This is a genomic window from Flavobacterium sp. HSC-61S13, assembly GCF_024171535.1.
GTDB lineage: Bacteria > Bacteroidota > Bacteroidia > Flavobacteriales > Flavobacteriaceae > Flavobacterium.
In genome coordinates this window covers 91,393-105,449 of record NZ_JALJZV010000008.1, presented here as the reverse complement: position 1 = coordinate 105,449, position 14,057 = coordinate 91,393, and the positions used below count along the sequence as shown (strand labels likewise).

General features: G+C 39.1%; 14 protein-coding genes. All 14 read right to left on the bottom strand.

Features of this window, described 5'->3' with window-relative positions; genetic code table 11:
• Window positions 1-40: 40 nt before the first annotated feature.
• Window positions 41-1,165 carry a sensor protein KdpD gene (locus tag L1275_RS09785; protein ID WP_253472255.1) on the bottom strand — a complete coding sequence of 375 codons (1,125 nt, stop codon included), beginning with the start codon at window positions 1,163-1,165 and terminating at the stop codon, window positions 41-43.
• 9 nt (window positions 1,166-1,174) lie between these two features.
• Window positions 1,175-2,257, bottom strand: coding sequence for a porin (locus tag L1275_RS09780; protein ID WP_253472253.1), 1,083 nt, complete (start codon window positions 2,255-2,257; stop codon window positions 1,175-1,177).
• A 5-nt stretch (window positions 2,258-2,262) separates the two neighbouring features.
• A complete protein-coding gene (locus tag L1275_RS09775) occupies window positions 2,263-2,823 on the bottom strand; it encodes a K(+)-transporting ATPase subunit C (RefSeq protein WP_253472251.1) in 561 nt (186 codons plus the stop codon).
• A gap of 73 nt (window positions 2,824-2,896) precedes the next feature.
• Window positions 2,897-4,909 carry a potassium-transporting ATPase subunit KdpB gene (gene kdpB, locus L1275_RS09770; protein WP_253472248.1) on the bottom strand — a complete coding sequence of 671 codons (2,013 nt, stop codon included), beginning with the start codon at window positions 4,907-4,909 and terminating at the stop codon, window positions 2,897-2,899.
• 95 nt (window positions 4,910-5,004) lie between these two features.
• Window positions 5,005-6,696: a potassium-transporting ATPase subunit KdpA gene (gene kdpA, locus L1275_RS09765; RefSeq protein WP_253472246.1), complete on the bottom strand. Its 1,692-nt coding sequence runs from the start codon at window positions 6,694-6,696 to the stop codon at window positions 5,005-5,007.
• Window positions 6,697-6,769: 73 nt separating this feature from the next.
• Window positions 6,770-6,847: a K(+)-transporting ATPase subunit F gene (kdpF, locus tag L1275_RS16580; RefSeq protein ID WP_371923461.1), complete on the bottom strand. Its 78-nt coding sequence runs from the start codon at window positions 6,845-6,847 to the stop codon at window positions 6,770-6,772.
• 95 nt (window positions 6,848-6,942) lie between these two features.
• Window positions 6,943-7,119 carry a hypothetical protein gene (locus tag L1275_RS09760; RefSeq protein WP_253472244.1) on the bottom strand — a complete coding sequence of 59 codons (177 nt, stop codon included), beginning with the start codon at window positions 7,117-7,119 and terminating at the stop codon, window positions 6,943-6,945.
• A gap of 172 nt (window positions 7,120-7,291) precedes the next feature.
• Window positions 7,292-8,632, bottom strand: coding sequence for a sigma-54 dependent transcriptional regulator (locus L1275_RS09755; protein WP_253472242.1), 1,341 nt, complete (start codon window positions 8,630-8,632; stop codon window positions 7,292-7,294).
• 78 nt (window positions 8,633-8,710) lie between these two features.
• Complete coding sequence (locus L1275_RS09750; protein WP_253472241.1) at window positions 8,711-9,313, bottom strand: hypothetical protein; 603 nt, start codon at window positions 9,311-9,313, stop codon at window positions 8,711-8,713.
• 223 nt (window positions 9,314-9,536) lie between these two features.
• Window positions 9,537-10,802, bottom strand: coding sequence for a chloride channel protein (locus L1275_RS09745; RefSeq protein ID WP_253472238.1), 1,266 nt, complete (start codon window positions 10,800-10,802; stop codon window positions 9,537-9,539).
• 134 nt (window positions 10,803-10,936) lie between these two features.
• Complete coding sequence (locus tag L1275_RS09740) at window positions 10,937-11,350, bottom strand: group III truncated hemoglobin (RefSeq protein WP_253472236.1); 414 nt, start codon at window positions 11,348-11,350, stop codon at window positions 10,937-10,939.
• A 66-nt stretch (window positions 11,351-11,416) separates the two neighbouring features.
• Window positions 11,417-12,013: a Crp/Fnr family transcriptional regulator gene (locus L1275_RS09735; protein WP_253472235.1), complete on the bottom strand. Its 597-nt coding sequence runs from the start codon at window positions 12,011-12,013 to the stop codon at window positions 11,417-11,419.
• 39 nt (window positions 12,014-12,052) lie between these two features.
• Window positions 12,053-13,444, bottom strand: a complete 1,392-nt coding sequence (locus L1275_RS09730) for an MATE family efflux transporter (protein WP_253472233.1) — start codon at window positions 13,442-13,444, stop codon at window positions 12,053-12,055.
• A gap of 188 nt (window positions 13,445-13,632) precedes the next feature.
• Window positions 13,633-13,998 carry a VOC family protein gene (locus L1275_RS09725; protein WP_253472231.1) on the bottom strand — a complete coding sequence of 122 codons (366 nt, stop codon included), beginning with the start codon at window positions 13,996-13,998 and terminating at the stop codon, window positions 13,633-13,635.
• Window positions 13,999-14,057 lie beyond the last annotated feature (59 nt).

Below are 14,057 nucleotides of genomic sequence, written 5' to 3'. Positions count from 1 at the left end.
ATGAGATTCGCAAAACCACGGTCTTACTAACTCATTTGTACTAAGACATAATCATAACATCTACAGCCGATGAAGATAACTTTTTTAACAACTGATTGAACACATTGGTAGCTAAAATAATTTGATACAAGTGCAACCTCGGTTTCCCTATACAAATAGTGGTGATTTTACGCTCTTCGACTTGTTGTAAAATAGCCTGAGCGACACTGTTGTTTTCAACTTTAATAATTTCTGCTCCCAATTCCGTGGCCAATTTTAGGTTGTTAATCAAATGCCTTTGTTTGGATAGCGATATTTTATTAGGACTTTCCTTAGCTGTTTGTACATACAACACATACCATCTCGAATGAAAATAGTTGGCCAATCGAGCTGATTTTCTAATTACCGCCTTGGCTGTCTTCTCATTACTACTGATACAAGCCAAAAAACGCGTCGGACGCGCGTGTATGGATGAACTTATTTCAGTCTCCACCTTTTTCTCTACATGTGAAGCGACTTCCTTTAAAGCCAACTCTCGAAGTTGTAAGATATTTGACGTGGTAAAGAAATTCTTTAGAGCCGCAGCAATTTTATCATTTTTATAAATTTTTCCTTGAATTAAGCGTTCCATCAAATCGGAAACCGTCAAATCGATATTGACTATCTCATCTGCCTGAGCCAAGACCTGATCGGGAATGCGCTCCTGTATATCAATTCCTGTAATCTCCTTTACCTCGGCGTTTAAACTTTCAATATGTTGAATATTAACCGCCGAAATCACACTGATTCCGGCGTCTAATATATCCATAACATCTTGCCATCGCTTGTCGTTTTTACTTCCAGCAATATTGGAATGAGCCAACTCATCAACGATCACCACCTCCGGTCTTATTGCTAATATGGCATCCAAATCCATATCTTCCACTTGTTTCCCCTTATAAAAAAACTGCTTTCTCGGAATCACGATCAAACCCTCAATCAAAGCTTCGGTTTCCTCGCGTTGATGCGTCTCTACAAAGCCAACTTTTACCTTGACCCCACTTTTCATCAAACCGTGCGCCTCTTGCAACATGCGGTAAGTTTTTCCCACTCCAGCACTCATTCCGATATAAACCTTGAATTTACCGCGTTTAGAACGGCGAATTAATTTTAAAAACTCCTCGGCAGATTGGCGTTCTTCTTGCATAGTGTTGTTTTAAAATTTTATGGACAAACTGGTACTCGCAAACGCATTGCTCGACACAGCACGTTCGTTTCTAGTAAAAATAGCGTCTTTACTGTCAAAATTACGCAGTTCAATGCGCCACAATACTTCATTTGTTATCCTATAATCCAAATTGGCCGAGTATCCCCAAGTTTGAAATCCGTTTTCAGTATCTGTTACTAGGATGACTTGCTTTTTATCTGCATAGTATTCTGCGCGAGCGCTAATACTCCATTTGTCGTTAAAGGTATATTTCCCGATTAAACTCGGGCTGTACCATACATTATACGATTTACTGTGTTTGTACTGCTGTTGAACACCGATGTCAAATCCCGCAATCATCCGCATTTTAGGACTAAGCTTTATTTCGGCATACAAATCGTGAAAATACCGCATTTGTCTCAAGCTATCGGGTGTATCACTACCGATAAAGGAACTGCTGTTAATCAAGAATTTTTCATTGGGTTGATAGGTCAATTGATGTCCAAAAGCCAACGTACGATTGCCATCGACGCGTTGCATACGTTGCCATCCATTTAAGACTAAACCGCTTAAAAACCACTTTTGATTCGGTGATTTGTAGGAAATCTTAACTCCCGACGAAAAATAAGGCGAGTTTTCAGCTGGTATACTTCGAGTCAACGTCCAAACATCCGCTCCGATAGCACTTTCATAACCGATATGTGAACTAAAAATACCCGCATCCAACCACAAATTCTTGGTTTCTGATAGTTTTAATCCCACATTGGCCTCATAGATATTTTTTAATCCATCGGGTTCTGCCACTAAGTTAGACGTGACATAACTGCCGGCCATCAAAGCTATTTTTCCTCGAACTCGATTTTTTTCATAAGTCGCTCGGATCATTCCGAAATTAAGACTAACCTCATTATGTCGATTAAACGAATACAAATACCCGGGTAGTTGGTTGTTCTTGGGCTGATTAAAGCTATAACTATAATACAATTCGGCATAACCGTCAATAGTCAATGCCGGTTTGGATATCGTATCGTGTTGTGCCACAGCAATAGCTACTCCACCGAGGAGTAGCACTGTACTAAATAAGTTTTTCATACTTGTTATTTGATTTGGTCTAAGGCAATATTCAAACGCAATACATTAACTTTCTCTGGGCCAAAAATCCCCAGTAAGGGACTTTCGATTTGGTTGTGAATTAATTGCGTAATCACACTCTCCGAAAGATTTCTACTTGCGGCAATTCGAGCCACTTGAACCACAGCTGCTTGTACGGAATAGTTAGGATCCAACCCGCTACCGCTTGCCGTAACTAAATCAACGGGAATATCTTCTTTTTTAACCGTTGGGTTCTTGGTCATAAATTCGTCGATACGCTGTGATACCTCCGCTAAATATTCGGGATTCGTAACGGCTTTATTACTGGCACCAGAACCCGCAGCATTATAGTCTACAGCTGAGGGTCGCGATGAAAAATACTTATCGGAAACAAAGTCCTGTCCGATGTTTACATAATAGGCCTTGCCGTTGTGTCTCACCAATTCGCCCTTACCGGAGTTCGGTGAAAACTGTGCAAAACCCCAGACGATTAGTGGATATACCACAACTAATAACAACATGGTTCCGCCTGTAAGCAATATGGCAGAAAGTATATTTTTTTTCATTTTTTTTATATTTTAATTGCTGTTTTATAAATTATTAAAACACATTACTTAAAGTTTAAATTTAATACTAAAACTAAACAAACAGTGCAACAAACAAATCGATTAGCTTGATACCGACGAAGGGAACCAAGATACCGCCCAGACCGTAAATCAATAAATTCCGTCTCAATAAAGCACTGGCACCAATTGGTTTATACGCAACGCCTTTTAGCGCTAATGGAATTAAAATCGGGATGATGATGGCATTGAATATGACCGCCGATAGTATCGCGCTTTCCGGACTGTGCAGTTGCATGATATTCAAACTGCTTAATGCGGGTATGGCCGTGATAAAAAGTGCTGGAATCAGTGCGAAATACTTGGCAACATCGTTGGCAATACTGAAGGTAGTCAAGGTACCACGGGTCATTAGCAACTGTTTACCAATCTCAACGATTTCGATCAGTTTGGTCGGATCGTTATCCAAGTCGACCATATTACCCGCTTCTTTAGCTGCTTGAGTCCCGCTGTTCATCGCTACCCCAACATTGGCCTGAGCCAAAGCCGGTGCGTCATTGGTACCATCACCCATCATCGCAACTAGTCGACCTTCGCTTTGTTCCTTTTTGATATAGTTCATCTTATCTTCGGGTTTGGCTTCCGCGATATAATCGTCTACCCCTGCTTTTTCAGCTATAAAGCGCGCCGTTAAAGGATTATCTCCCGTAACCATAACCGTTTTAATACCCATCATTCTCAGTCGCTCAAAACGCTCCTGAATGCCCGGTTTCACGATATCCTGCAATTCTACCACGCCGATGATTTTTTCGTTTTCCGAAACCACCAGTGGTGTTCCTCCATTATTGGCGATTCTCTCGACGATCTCCTGAATTTCCATTGGATAGCTATTACCTTTTTCCTCACACAGTTTTCGAATAGCATCAGCGGCACCTTTGCGGATGCGCAGCCCATCAAAATCAATTCCAGAACTCCGTGTTTCAGCGGTAAAAGGAATAAAAATAGGATTGCTAATCCCGTAGCACTTCGGGTCTTTACCCGCTAATTCTATAATGGATTTCCCCTCTGGAGTTTCATCACTCATCGAACTCAAGACCACCGATTTCTGAAAGTGCTGCGGTTCAACGCCTTCAGCCGTATAAAATTCAGTCGCCTTTCGATTTCCAATCGTGATGGTTCCCGTTTTATCCAATAGTAAAACGTCAATATCACCTGCTACTTCCACTGCTCTCCCACTTTTGGTAATCACATTAGCACGCAAGGCTCTATCCATACCCGCTATTCCAATTGCAGACAATAAACCTCCTATAGTCGTTGGAATCAAACATACAAATAGTGAAATAAAGGCGGCTATAGTAATCGAAACACCCGCATAATCCGCAAAGGGTTTTAAAGTCACCGTAACAATAATAAAAATCATCGTAAAACCAGCTAACAGTATCGTCAGCGCAATTTCATTGGGTGTTTTTTGTCTGCTAGCACCTTCTACCAAAGCGATCATTTTATCCAAAAAACTGTCGCCCGGTTGCGTAGTTACCACTACTTTAATCTGGTCGGACAGTACTTTAGTGCCGCCGGTAACCGAACTTTTATCACCGCCTGATTCCCGAATAACCGGGGCACTCTCACCGGTAATAGCACTTTCATCTATAGTCGCTAATCCTTCTATAATCTCACCATCTGCGGGAATAATATCACCTGCCTTACAGATAAATACACTGCCTTTGACTAGAGATGCTGACGAAACTACACTTCCATCTTCCAGGGTCGCAGGGGTTTCTTCACGGGTTTTACGCAAACTATCGGCCTGTGCCTTGCCACGCGCTTCAGCAATAGCTTCGGCAAAATTGGCGAACAGTAGAGTGAATAAAAGCAAAATAAAAACCGTCAGGTTGTATCCAAAACTACCCTGATCTTTCTCACCCATTAAAATCCAAATACAGACTAAAAACAGTACAAAAGCACCTATTTCCACCGTAAACATGACAGGATTTTTGTATAACGTTCTTGGATCTAATTTTACAAACGATTGTTTGACAGCATCAGAGAGTACTCTTTTATCAAAAAGAGTCGTGTTATTTGTGTTCATATATAATTATTTTTAAAATAAAGCTTAGCGCTAATCGCAATGAATAATTCGAATTCTGATTTAAACCCGATATGGATTGCGATCACTCCAACAGCTTATTGATGTAGTGTAAAATATTCCGCGATAGGTCCAAGGGTTAATGCCGGAAAAAAGGCCAAAGCGGCAATGATCAAAATAATGGTCAATATCAAAACCCCAAAAGTCGCTGTGTCGGTTTTTAAAGTACCAGAACCTTCGGGTATATAAGCCTTTTGTGCCAATAAACCCGCAATAGCCACCGGTCCAATAATCGGTATAAATCGCGCTAATAGCAGCACGATACCCGTACTGATATTCCACCACGGTGTATTGTCTCCCAAACCTTCAAAGCCACTTCCGTTATTAGCAGAAGCCGAGGTATATTCATAAAGTATTTCTGAAAAACCGTGGAAAGAAGGATTGTTTAAAGTACTCTCGGTCAATCCAGGCATAGAAACGGCTAAGGCGGTTCCCACTAAAATTAAAAATGGATGAACCAAGGCGATTATCAGTGCTATTTTAATCTCTCGAGCTTCGATTTTCTTTCCAAAAAATTCAGGTGTACGTCCAACCATTAACCCGCTGATAAACACCGCTAATATCACAAATATGAAAAAGTTTAAAATACCGACTCCGACACCACCATAAAAACTGTTGATCATCATGGCTAACAATTCATTCATACCCGAAAGCGGCATCGAACTATCGTGCATCGAATTGACCGATCCCGTAGAAATCACCGTAGTGGCAATACTCCAAAAGCCCGAAGCCGCCGCTCCAATACGGCTTTCCTTACCTTCCATTGCTCCGGCATCCATATTGATTCCCATACGCTCAATTGCAGGATTACCAGCACTTTCCATCACAACATTTGGAATTACCAGACATAAAAACCCGACTGTCATAACTCCAAAAATCATATAGGAGAAACGTTTTCTGTTGATGTATATACCAAAGGCAAAAATCATCGCAAAAGGAATGATTAATTGCGCAATCATTTCGACCATATTGGTCGTGTAATTGGGATTTTCAAAAGGATGGGCACCATTGGTTCCAAAAAAACCACCCCCGTTGGTCCCCAAGTGTTTTATCGCTACAAAAGCCGCCACCGGTCCACGAGAAACTTCTACGTTTTGTCCTTCCATAGCACTCATTGTATCTTTACCTTCAAAGGTCATCGGTGTCCCGTTAAAAACCAAAATAAGCGCTACAAGCACGCTTAGCGGTAATAAGATACGAGTAATCGATTTGACAAAAAACACATAAAAATTGCCCAGATGTTGTGCTGTTTTATGTTTAAAAGCCTCAAAAACCACTACAGCCGCCGCCATACCACTTGCCGCACTGACAAATTGCAAAAACATCAATACCATTTGAGAGAGATAACTCACTCCGGTCTCACCGGAATAATGCTGTAAATTGCAATTAACTACAAAAGAAATGACCGTATTAAAAGCAAGGTCCGCAGACATATTGGGGTTATTATCTGGATTTAACGGTAAGTACTGCTGGGTCATCAGCAACACAAATACCATCACAAACCACACGAGATTAATAGTTAATAAGGCCTGAAGATGTTGCTTCCAATTCATCGGCGCTGTTTCGTCTATGCAACTGATTTTGTATAAACGTATTTCTATCGGATTAAACAGCATATCCAAAAATGTACGCTCACCTGCATACACCTTCGCTATATATTTACCCAGCGGAATTGCTATTGCGATCGCCAACACAAACATCGCAATAACTCCTAGTATTTCTGTATTCATTTTAATTGTATTAAGTATTTATATAACAACACATAAATTGCTATATAAAAGTTATTTATAAAAAAATAGTTTATTAAAATTTCTCTGGATTGATCAATACATAACACATATATCCAAAGACGGCCACAGCCAACAACAGTAGAAAAATCATAGTAAAAAGGTTTAAGATTTAAAGGGTATCAAAATATTCAATGGCTTTGTAACACAGTACAAAACCAAGCAGTCCTATAACGAATAACAAAAGGGCTACCATCGGTTACCTGTTTTTAAACTGTTATTAAAATCACCACTTTGGATCAAATGGTCCTTAAGCGGTACTAAAATTTTAATTGTCGACCATAAGAGGTTGTCGTGATCCGATTTCTTTTGTATCATCAAGTTTGATGAAAAAACGGTGAGCGGTACCGTAAGTAGGTTGTGCATGTTCCTTGTTTTTTAAGTTTGATAGGAAGCATATAGCCAATTCCCATACCATTAAAACAAATACACATACAATCGACTGATAATCCAACTGTTGATTAAAATACCAGAATGCTCTAAAACAAAAAACCCTTTCATTTTGAAAGGGTTTTTAATAGCGTTATGATAGGGTATTTTACACCAAATGGTATTCTTCTATTTTTCTGTAAAGCGTAGTCAACGCAATTCCGAGCAATTCAGCGGTTTTTGTTTTATTTCCATTGGTGTATTTCAACACCATTTGTATGTGATTTTTCTCGGCAAATGCCAGTTCAAACGAAGTCATTTCTTTAAACTGTTGACCGCTTTTTCTCTGAAATTCAATCGGCAGATCCATCAATTCCAACACTGTAGAATTACTCATGATTAAACCGCGCTCTAAGGCGTTTTTCATTTCACGGATATTACCAGGCCACGAATGTGTTTTTAAGGCCTCTAAGGCCTCCTTAGATGGCTTTAGAGCCTTTTTTCCGCTCTGCGGAGCCATTACCGTTAAAAAATGGTTGATTAAATCGGGGATATCGGCAGTGCGGTTGCGCAAGGCTGGCAATTCGATTGGAAAAACCGACAAACGGTAATACAAATCTTCCCTGAAAGTTCCCTGTTCTATTTCCTTCGACAAATCGCGATTGGTTGCGGCAATGATTCGAATATCTACCGTAGTCGGTTTGGAGTCTCCAATTTTTAAAAAGGTGCCCGTTTCCAAAACCCTCAACAATTTGGCTTGCAAGTCTAAAGGCAATTCTCCTATTTCGTCTAAAAAGAAAGTTCCCAAATGTGCCTCTTCAAACAAACCTTTTTGATCTTTAATCGCATTGGTAAAAGCGCCTGCTTTATGACCAAACATCTCACTTTCCAATAAATCCTTGCTAAAAGCCGCGCAGTTAATGGCTACAAATGCCTGTTTTTTGCGAGAGCTCTCCTGATGAATAGCCTGTGCAAAGACCTCTTTGCCCGTTCCGGTTTCTCCAGTCAACAAAACGGTAGTTCCCGTGGTTGCCACGCGTCTGGCTAATTGTATTGCTTGTACGATAGCGGTAGATTTACCGACAATTTTTTCAAAGGAATATTTTTGATCCAGTCGACGCTCTAATTTTTCAACGCGCTGATTGAGTTGCACTTTCTCTAACGCTTTATAGATTAGCGGTATAATTTTATTGTTATCCTCTCCTTTAGTGATGTAGTCGTATGCTCCATTTTTAATCGCTTGTACGCCATCGGGAATATTTCCATAAGCCGTCATTAAAATCAATTCTAACATCGGAAAATGCTCTTTTACTTTAGCTGTAAAATCCACACCACTGCCATCGGGTAATTTCACATCGCACAACACCAAGTCAAAGGCTTGCTGTTCCAACTTTTTAAATCCCGACTTTAAATCCGAAGCTTGAATCACTTCAAATCCTTCTAATTCGATAATTCGTGCCAATAAGTTTCGGAGTTTTACCTCGTCATCAATAATTAAAATGGAGTTCATGTTTTTAGTTTAAAATCGAATGCTAAACTTTAGTGAATTTCGGGGTTATACAACCCAAAGTTATTGTACTTCGGCGAATTATTTCTTCCAACTGATTTTTACGTAATCACGTTGGTATTCGCTTTGTTTGTCCGTTTCTTCGTCAAAGCCCGTAGAAACCAATACTAAATACAAGGGTGTTTTGGCTTTAGAAACCGAAACTAATTTGTCTTTATAAACGTAATTAAAATTATCGATAGTACGGGTACACACCCATATATCATTTTTTTGAACACAATCGTCAAAACGATGTTCTTCCGTATTGTCAAAAAACCAATAACTCGGCGCACTGTCTTCCACGATCACGCTTTCAGAGGGGTTATACAGCTCTTCCGCCATACCCGTTTCCATTCCTTTAATTTCAAAAAATGGCGTTCCTCCAGCAATTTCTTTATAGACCTGATCTTTAAAAGAAGCATGGACTAGAACCCCCATCGGATCGTCAAATAAAAATTTTATCTGAAAAGTAGTTCGTTCCAATTCCACGGCATGGTTCTTTACAACAACCTCTCTTCCGTTTTGATAAATCTTAAATCTAAATTTATTTTCCCCAATTTTTGGCACAGCCATCATCGAGAAAGATGTAGCAAGCACACTTAATACAATAATTAGCACGCCAAAAAAATGTCCTTTGTTTTTCATCGCTTTTTTATTCAAAAGTAAATCAAAAAACGATGACTTTTCAAAATAAAACGAGCATAATCGCGATTTTATAACAACTTTCGGTTAAGAAAAACTAACCTATTCAGACTCAATTAAGAATCGTTGAAAATTTTGATCATTAGAAGTTCTGTACCGAAGACAGACTTAAAAAAAAGGTTTCGCTTAGTTACAATAGGGTTATTCTGGGCTAATGAATTACTATTTATTTTACACCAGCTGTTTTTAAATGGATGTTATATACCGTATAGGGATAAATTTTGGAGGAGATCCATTTGGTCAGCGGTGCTAAGATTAATAAAGGCATCCACAAAGCATAATCTCCAAACAGTCCACAAACCAAAAACACAGCTGTAAATGGTGCGTGCAGACTGGCACTTAGAACCAAAGCAATCCCCAAAACCATAAAATTGATTGGAATCAATGAAGCTCCCGCAAAGGTGTTGGCTAGATTCGCTATCAATAAACCGAGAAATGCTCCGGCAAAAATACTCGGCGCAAAAACACCACCATCTCCACCTCCTCTAAGGGTAATTGCCGCCATAATTGGTTTTAGAAATAGCAATAACACCAAGTTTAGCAACATCCATCCGTTTGTATGAATGCTAAAATTCATATGATTTTTAATAGCGTGATAACCGTCGCCATACAATTCTGGGAAAAGCCAAATAAACAGACTAAGAAATGCCGCGCAGCACACTACATTTAAGTAGGCATGTTTTTTAAGCAAGAAACGCGTTTTAATCAACAATACTGAACGGGTCAAATACACCCCATAAACCGATGCTACAAGAGATAATATAAGGAAATACGGAATCGCCTCATATTTCCATTCCTGTAATTGGGTCTGAAACAAAGGGGGTTCATCGGCAATTATCAACATGGCCCATGCTACGGTTACCGAAATCAAATGCGTAGCAATTATAATTTTGGAGCGTCTTTTTAAAATATTTTCATACGAAAAGAACAGTCCCGCCAACGGGCTGTGAAAAAGCACCGTTATTCCAGCTGCAATCGCGGCACCCATCCATTCGTTTTTATACTTTTTAAGAAAATGCCTTTTCCTTGCAACCACCCCTCCTATAGCCGCCGTACTGACCACAGTAGATACTTCTATTCCCGTTGATCCACCAAAAATAACCGTTATAAACCCGTTGATAAAATGAGATGGAATTTTATATAAGGGCAATTTTTTAGCCGAAGAAGTAGCGTCGAGTACTTCGCGAATCCCCTTGTTCTCTTTGTTTTTAAACAAAAACTTTCGCAGTATAAAAATAACGCTTAACCCCAAAATTGGAAAAAGGGCGATTAGATAATTATTATCTTGTGTTTTTAGAAAAAACCGATCTTCGAAATTCTCTGTCAAATGTTTTAAAATCAACCCGGTAAAACCGGATAGAAAACCAACTAAGGCCGATGTGAATAAAATAGTTGCCCATTTGGACGAGTAATATTTGTTTTTAGAGGTCATTGGAACTAAAACTAAGGAGATTTATCGCGATACTTCGCGTTAGGGATTGAAACGGCATCTTTTCTTGAGCGTTTTTTTGCTCAAGAAAAATAAAGTGGAAAGCCCGCCCGATAGGGAACGCCCAAATAATACGCCTATTGCTTTTTCTTTTTTCGATATTCAAAAATCTTCATATACAGTATGGTCTGCATTTTGCGAGATTTATCTTTGAGTATTTCGGCATTGGGACCTTCAAAATGCGTATTAATTGTTTGCAACCAATAGAACAACCAAGTACCGAAATGATGAGGGGTAATGCTCTCCTGCTGTTGCTGATCTACCAGTTGATGAGCTAATACGGGATTTCCAGTATAAGCCTTTGTACCAAATAGATGCATGGCCCAAAAATCGGTGATTTTCTCCAAATGCTCGTCCCATTCTGTGATAATATCATTAAATATAGGGCCGAGTTCGGCATCCTGACGTACAGCATCATAAAAAGTACTGACGATAAAGAACAATTGATTTCGGTCAGTTACGTCGGGTAACTGTTTTTCTATAGGAGTCATTTTAATTACATTTTCAACAAAGGTAGTGCTTAATACAAGCTTGATTTTATGATTGTAATCATAAAACTACCTATATATTTTTCGTTGAATGATCTGAAGTTTACCCTCCTTTTCCAATTGCTTGATCGTTCTAATCACGGTTTCGACGCGTAATCCAGTGAGGTCAGCCAATTGCTGTCGGGTCATCGGTATTAAAAAAGGCGTGTCGTCCAATGGATTTTCACTGTGATTTTTGATATAATCCATCAGTGCCAGAAGTTTTTTCTCGGGTTCTTTAGCGGATATTTCAGGTGCCATAACCGCTTTAAAAAACAAACGTCGCGCTAAACTCCTATTCACGGCTATAGATACTTCCGGATGTTGATACAACATCACAAAAAATTGTTCCTTGGGTATCTGAAACAAGGTAATCGCCGTTAGGGCAATTGCATTAGCAGGATAGGGTTCATCGATAAATAACGGTGGTTCCCCAAAACTTTGTCCAGCTGTAAAAATATTCTGTATAAACTCTTTGCCACTTTCCGAATAATTATTCATTTTGACTTTCCCTACAACGATCTGATAGTAAAACTTTGGATAGGTTTTGGCTTCAAAAATCACAGCCCCCTTAGGATAGTTTTTTTGTTCAGCCCCCGACTGGATTAGCGTTGCAACATCAATCATTGTTTTGGATGAATTTTATACTGAAAATAATTCTGACAACTATACTTCTACTGTTGGTTTCAAGCGAGTATTTTGACCCGCTAGAAAGATTTTGATTTTAACGCGATACCTCCAATACAGCAATACAGAGGAAGTTAATAAACCAAGACTAAGTCCATACCAGATACCGATAACGCCCCATTTGAATACAATTCCCATCACATAAGCCGCTGGCATACCAACGATCCAATACGCGAAGAAAGTAATAAATGTCGGAACATTAACATCACCAATCCCTCTTAATACACCAAGTCCCACCACCTGTACACCGTCAAACAATTGAAATAGACCAGCAATGATCAACAATTGTGCAGCTATGGTAACTACGGCTATATCTTGAGTGAATATATAGGGTAAATACTGATTAAATACCGCAAATAGCGTTGCCGTACAACACATAAACAAAATCACGAGATGGTAAGACGAAATCGCATAGCGTTGCAAACGCACAAAGTTTCCATTTCCAAAACTGTTTCCGGTTTTTATCGTCGCTGCAGTAGCTATACCACTTGCCATCATATAGGTTAGAGACGCCAATTGAATACCTACTTGATGAGAGGCTTGCTCTGTGGCTCCGATGGTTCCTGCGATTAATGCCGCTCCAGCAAAGGCGCCTATTTCAAAAACGTATTGCATGGCAACCGGTGCTCCAATTTTTAATATTCGAACGCACTTATCCCATTCTACTTTAAACAATTGAAAATATTGTATATAGACACTAAACACTTTTCCTCTAAAAACGTAGATTCCCATGGCGATCATCATCATAACACGGTCGATTAAAGTACTGTAACCAACCCCGCTAATTCCCATGGATTCAATACCAAACATTCCTTTAACAAATACAATTGCCAAAATGATGTTCAATACATTTCCCCATATCGAAATATTCATAGCTTGTTTGGTGAAGCCCAAACCTTCTGCAAACTGCTTGAATGCATTAAAAATCATCAACGGAATAATGGATAAACTCAAAATAAACAAATAGGGTTTTGCTACCTCTACTACTTGAGGATCTTGATCGAGATGCTCAACAGCAAATACCGATCCGTAGTATACGAGCAAAAAAAGTAAAATACTCGTAATAAGATTTAGCCAAAGGCTATTTGCTAATAGGGTTGCGCATTCTTGTTTATCCCCTCTACCGTTAGCTTGAGCTATTAATGGGGTAATTCCATAAGCGATTCCCAATCCAATGACCAATACCACCATAAAAACGGAATGGACTAAAGATACAGCAGCCAAGGGTATGGTGCCTAAAAAATGTCCAACCACCACACTATCTGCCATGTGCACTAAGGTATATCCCAATTGAGATATGATTACTGGACCAGCCAATAAAAAGGTGCTTTTATAATAAGGTTTTAGCCTTTTGAATTTAGATAATATCATCAGATAAGGATTCTATAGTGAAAAAAGACTGCAAATTTACGCTTAATAAATTGCTTAATCGATTTTATTCCTTGAAAGCATTTTTTAATAGGTAATTGATGACTACGGCGATTGTGCAACCAGCAAAAAATCCACCGATTGACAAAGCTACTAGAAGCCCTGCAACTTGTGCTTATAGTACCGTTGAATTACAGATTTTGAGCTATAGTCCACAACACTCCACTCGGATCAAATACGTGAAATTCTTTCATCCCCCACGGTTTTTCTTCTATTGGAGTCATTCGAACAGAAAAGACCTCCGCCAATTTGATGTGATTAAGATGGGAATACCAAGCGTCAATATCCTCTACTAAGAGGTGCTGTACCAAATTCTCCGCCAGATCTTTTTCATAAAAATTCTGCAATAAGAACGATACTTGATCTCCATAAGCGAAATAAGCAATTTGTTCATCTTCATACCTTTTCTCAAATCCGAAAACCTGATAAAAACCCAAAGAAGTTTTAAAATCCTTAGCGGGTATTAGCGTTTTTAATTCAATTGCTTTTAAATTCATAAATCATAACTTAACTATCGGTTAATTCCTTTATAGTTCCTCAAATTTATAAAAAAAAT